The 2366-nt window shown below is 68.9% G+C and carries 3 protein-coding genes; all 3 read right to left on the bottom strand.

All coding sequences use genetic code 11. The features are described from left to right. Positions 1–137: 137 nt before the first annotated feature. Positions 138–707, bottom strand: a complete 570-nt coding sequence (locus LWW96_RS03080) for a YdeI/OmpD-associated family protein (RefSeq protein WP_291484200.1) — start codon at positions 705–707, stop codon at positions 138–140. Between the two features lie 9 nt (positions 708–716). Next, complete coding sequence (locus LWW96_RS03075) at positions 717–1097, bottom strand: hypothetical protein (protein ID WP_291484199.1); 381 nt, start codon at positions 1095–1097, stop codon at positions 717–719. 126 nt (positions 1098–1223) lie between these two features. Next, positions 1224–2366, bottom strand: a 1143-nt coding sequence (locus tag LWW96_RS03070) for an autotransporter outer membrane beta-barrel domain-containing protein (RefSeq protein WP_291484198.1), incomplete at its 5' end; no start/stop codon positions are given.

The raw sequence follows: 2366 nt of genomic DNA, 5'->3' as shown, positions 1-2366 counted from the left end.
AAGCGAAACGCGCGAAAACCGAGGATCGCGTGGTGCTACCGACAAGCCCAGGGTGGCCCCCTGGGCGCAGGAGGTAGCACCGCGCGAGACCGGTTTATCGCGCGTTGCAGCCGATGCTCCTTCTGCCGCGCAGACTCCTAGGGGTACAGCGTCTCGCCACGGCCCAACATCTCCACAAATTCTGCGATCTTGCGTGCGCGCGTCTCCGGCTTCTTCGCGTTCTGCACCCGGAACAGGATCGCATAGCGGTTGCGGCTGGTCAGCGTGGCAAAGAACTGCAGAGCCGTGGGATGGGCGTTCAGCGCCCGCTGCAAGTCCTCCGGCACGGCCGCCGTGCTGGCCGGCGCATAGGCGGCCTCCCAGCGGCCGTCCTCCCGCGCCCGCTGGATGGCCTGCAGCCCGGCCGGGCGCATCCGGCCGGACGCGATCAGTGCCTCTGCCTTTTGCTTGTTGGTCTGCGACCAGAGACTCCTGGCGCCCCGCGGCGTAAAGCGTTGCAACCAGTAATGCGCGCTCTCGGCCTGCTTCTGGCCATCAATCCAGCCATGGCAGAGCGCGCTGTCCACCGCCTGGGCATAGGTCACGGTGGGCGCATCGGCCGACTTTTTCGCCAGGCGAAGCCATACCCCCGCGCAAGAACCGCCGTGCTGTTCCAGCCAGGCTTCCCACGCCTGCGGGGTGGCGAAGGTCAGTGTGGGGTCGGTCATGGCCACAGCCTAGCGCCAAACGCCGGGTATGGAGGGAACAGGGTCAACCGCCGCGGAGACCCTCATTGCGGACACGATGGCAAAAAATGGCGCAAGGGCTGCATGCGGTCCAGTGAAGGAGCCGTTGCTCCCCTGCAGACCTACGAAGCCAGGATGCCCCCCCACGACCAGCAGGCCCCATCCCACGAACCAGAGCCGCGTCAACCAGGGATGGGCGTTGGCGCGGCGGGTAAAGACAAACCCATACAGGGGTACGAACAGGCACAGGAGCCCCGCAACGGCCGACTTCTTGAACGCCACGGCAGCCATGGCGAACTGCATGCCCACCATGGTTGCGATGCCCAAAAGAAGGACCGCAGCAGCCATCCCACCCTTCACTGTGTTGTTCAACGGTACGACAGGCGCCTTCGCCCTCGCCTTCACCTTGGCGCCGCCCCTGCGGATGCCTTCGCCGGGCGCCGCCAGCCGCTCAGGCCCGCAGCACGCGCCGCCGCATCCCAGCCATCGCCGCCAGCATCAGCCCCACCAGGCCACCAGCCCGCCCTCGCCCAGCGTGGGCACGGGCGTGGCGTTGCCGTTGGGGCCATTGCCTCCGTTGCCGTTGCCCCCATTGCCATTGCCATTGCCGCCGCCGCCGTTCAGGGTCAGCGTATTGGTGATCGTGATGGTCTGCGAGCCCGCCCCGGGCATGGCCCCGCTGGGCTGCACGTACACCGGGGCGCCCCAGGTGGCACCCGTCACGCCCGGCAGTGCGCCCTGGCTCACGGTGCAGACGCTGCCCGCCGCCACGGTGATGGGCGCGGCCGTGCCCGTGTTGTTGGTCACGGTGATGGTGCCGCTGAACTGGTAGCTGGGCGTGGTGCAGTTCAGCGTGAAGGGGATGCTGCCGCTGTAGGCCGCCGCTCCCCCGGCAGGGGTGACGGTCTGCTGGATGGTGATCACGCCGCTGGGGGGTGGCACGGGGGTCGATTGCAGGTACCAGTTGCCGTCGGCCGCCTTGACCAGGGAGTACACGAAGCCGCCTTGCACCAGGGTGCCTCCGGCCAGTGTGAAGGTGCCGCTGCCGCTGGCGCTGGCCGCGTCCACCACCAGGATGCCGTTGCCGGTGGTGGCAGCGCCTGCCCCGCCCAGGTTGCTGATCTGCAGCACGGTGGTGCCGCTGATGGGGCCGGTGATGCGCAGTTTGTCGCTGGGGCTGCCGTCCGTGCCCAGCACGGTGTCCAGCAGCACGGTGCCGCCGCTGCCGCTCCAGGCGGTGGCGTTGGCGGTGTCGGTGGCGCCCGGCACGCTGCCGCCTGTCAGTTGCAGCACGCCCCCGCTTTGGGTGACTGCGCCCAGGTTCTGGGTGGTGCCGCCCTGCATGAGGGTGCCGCCGGTGATGCCGGTGGCGGTGAGGCTGGGCAGGATGTTGGTGGTGGGCAGCACCAGGGTGCCGCCTTGCACGGCCAGGCTGCCTGCAAAGGCCGATTGGTCGGTGGGGTAGCTGGTCGCAACCGGGGGAACGCAGGGGGCGACGGTGTCGTACTGCCACAGGGCCGGGTCCAGTGCGGGCAGCCCGGCCAGCGTGGGCGAGATGGTGGTGGTGCCTGCTTGCTGCACCACGGTGCCGCTGCCGGCCAGGGGCAGGTTGAAGCTGATGCTGCTGGTGTGGTTGAAGCG

The sequence above is a fragment of the Acidovorax sp. genome, assembly GCF_021287135.1.
In the GTDB taxonomy this organism is placed as follows: Bacteria; Pseudomonadota; Gammaproteobacteria; order Burkholderiales; family Burkholderiaceae_C; genus Acidovorax.
Note: the sequence above shows the minus strand (reverse complement) of the source record. Positions and strands in the feature narration are given on the sequence as shown.

Coding starts and splice junctions, on each gene's coding strand:
- LWW96_RS03080 (WP_291484200.1), bottom strand. CDS start 707: ATGACCGACCCCACACTGACCTTCGCCACCCCGCAGGCGTGGGAAGCC.